Below are 2,229 nucleotides of genomic sequence, written 5' to 3' on the forward strand. Positions count from 1 at the left end.
GATTAGGGGGGAGTCAATAAATATGAGATGGTATTCGCGATATCTGCTGCATCTTTATGACCGGAGGTGATGACTAAATATTTGCCTTTCACAATAAAGGTTGGAACGGCATTGATTTGGCCTTTTACTGAAATATCATCAGCGAGCTGAATCTCTTGGAATAACTGTTTTTGCTGCTCATCATCTAACGAATACGGGCTGATTAGCCCTCGTTGGCTGAAGGCCAAATCAATCGCTTCTTTACGCTCACTTAACGTTACTTCTTCATCCATTTGCACGACCGAAAATAGCTGTTCCATCATGGCATGATCGGGAATTGCTCCAAGTTGCATCATGGCTGAATAGTAAATCATGGCTCCAATCTGTGCGCCTTCGTTAAAGGTGACATGCAGTTTACCAAATGTTTCGCCTGTTATTTTCTCTAGCTCTGGGATGACCTTTTCCATTGAACGACAGTGTCCACAAGTCAGCGAAAACACTTCCGTGACGGCTGGCAGGCGGTATGTTGCAAGACTTACGGGAAGCTCATCATATTGTTTCCCTTTTTGTGGCGTAGTGTTGTCACCGCAGCCTGCTAGAATCAGTAGTGTTGTGATGAGAGTCAACCAATAGCGTGTGTTTTTTTTCATAACGAGTATTGAGTTAAAAAAGAATACTTGAATTCTAACGGCTTACCGTGACAAGGAAAACAGAAACAACCACGAAATTGCTACCAAATATATATAAAGTTTTACAGTCTTGGCCGATACAGTTTAGGTAGTAAGAGAATGGAGTGATGCTTGAATGAAGTATTTAGCCTTACCGTTATTGATGTTGTTAACGGGGTGTGGAACATTAGCCACCGCAGATCGAATGTTTAGCGACAATCTATTGGATGCAGCGCCAAAAGGTGATTTTGACGTGCTCTACCCTGAATGGGGCTATGCGCCGAAGATTGCTTCAACAGGTGTTCAAGGACCGATGGGACAGCAGCGCGTGAGTAGCTATGATTCTTTGCAAAGTTTTTTATTGAAGAATGGCGTTGATTACGAGGTTCTCCCGGGTAACCACATTATGGTTAAATTGAAAGATACGGTGAAATTTGAAACGGGCTCGTCCACCGTCTCCTCTGGCTCTGGTGATTGGCTTACTATGATGGGACGTTATTTAGCCTCAGAACCCGGTATTGATATTGTGATTGATGGTCATACGGACAGTAGTGGAGCGCCCACTTTTAATGATGGTTTGTCTGAACGTCGAGCGAAAGCGGTAAAGAACACTTTAGTGAAAAGTAATGTGGCGATGGACTCTATTTTTACCCGTGGATATGGTGAATACGTTCCGGCTTGTACGAATAAAACCAATGCAGGTAAAGCATGTAACCGTCGTGTGGAAGTGTTATTTATTGTTTCCAATAATTAAGTTATGCCTTTTGGTGGCGTGCCTTTTAAGTGATGTATCTCTTTTCACACGCGACAAGATCAAAAAAGCCCAGCGAATGACTCGCTGGGCTTTTGCATTAAAAATTAAACGACTTAAGCAAGCAGCTCTTGTGCTTGTTTCACCACGTTTTCAGTCGTAAAGCCGAACATTTTAAACAGTTGATCCGCCGGTGCTGACTCACCAAAGGTAGTCATACCGATGATCTTGCCGCCAAAACCAACGTACTTGTACCAGAAATCCGCGATACCTGCTTCAATAGCGATACGCTTAGTCACGGCTGCTGGTAGTACGGCTTCGCGGTAGGCTGCGTCTTGTTTATCAAACGCATCGGTCGATGGCATCGAAACTACGCGTACTTTCTTACCTTCGGCTGTAAGTTGCTCTGCGGCTTTTACCGCCAGTTCAACTTCAGAGCCAGTGGCAATCAGGATAAGCTCAGGCTGCCCCGCGCACTCTTTTAGGATGTAACCACCTTTCGCGATATCCGCAACTTGCGTTTCACTGCGTGGTTGCTGCGCTAGGTTTTGACGAGAGAAAATCAGCGCTGATGGGCCATCTTTACGCTCAATCGCCAACTTCCATGCGACGGCTGATTCCACTTGGTCACACGGACGCCATGTGCTCATGTTCGGTGTCAAACGCAGTGAAGCCACTTGCTCAACCGGTTGATGGGTTGGGCCATCTTCACCCAAGCCAATCGAGTCATGGGTGTAGACTTGGATGTTCTGAATCTTCATCAGCGCGGCCATGCGCATTGCATTACGGGCGTATTCCATAAACATCAGGAAGGTTGCGCCGTAAGGAACG

3 protein-coding genes are annotated in these 2,229 nt (G+C 45.6%); 1 reads left to right on the plus strand and 2 read right to left on the minus strand.

Annotated features, from left to right (window positions below; translation table 11 throughout):
* Positions 1-2: 2 nt before the first annotated feature.
* Positions 3-629 (minus strand): thiol:disulfide interchange protein DsbA/DsbL, encoded by a 627-nt coding sequence (locus AACT18_RS00120; protein ID WP_094144284.1) that lies wholly within the window; start codon positions 627-629, stop codon positions 3-5.
* A gap of 154 nt (positions 630-783) precedes the next feature.
* On the opposite strand from AACT18_RS00120, the gene AACT18_RS00125 reads away from it, so the two are divergent.
* Positions 784-1,401: an OmpA family protein gene (locus AACT18_RS00125; RefSeq protein WP_013867846.1), complete on the plus strand. Its 618-nt coding sequence runs from the start codon at positions 784-786 to the stop codon at positions 1,399-1,401.
* Positions 1,402-1,514: 113 nt separating this feature from the next.
* On the opposite strand, the gene AACT18_RS00130 is transcribed toward AACT18_RS00125, so the two are convergent.
* On the minus strand, positions 1,515-2,229 hold a 715-nt coding region (locus AACT18_RS00130; protein ID WP_303396233.1), incomplete at its 5' end, for a transketolase-like TK C-terminal-containing protein.

The organism is Vibrio sp. V04_P4A5T148 (genome assembly GCF_963875605.1).
GTDB classification, from domain to species: Bacteria; Pseudomonadota; Gammaproteobacteria; order Enterobacterales; family Vibrionaceae; genus Vibrio; species Vibrio anguillarum.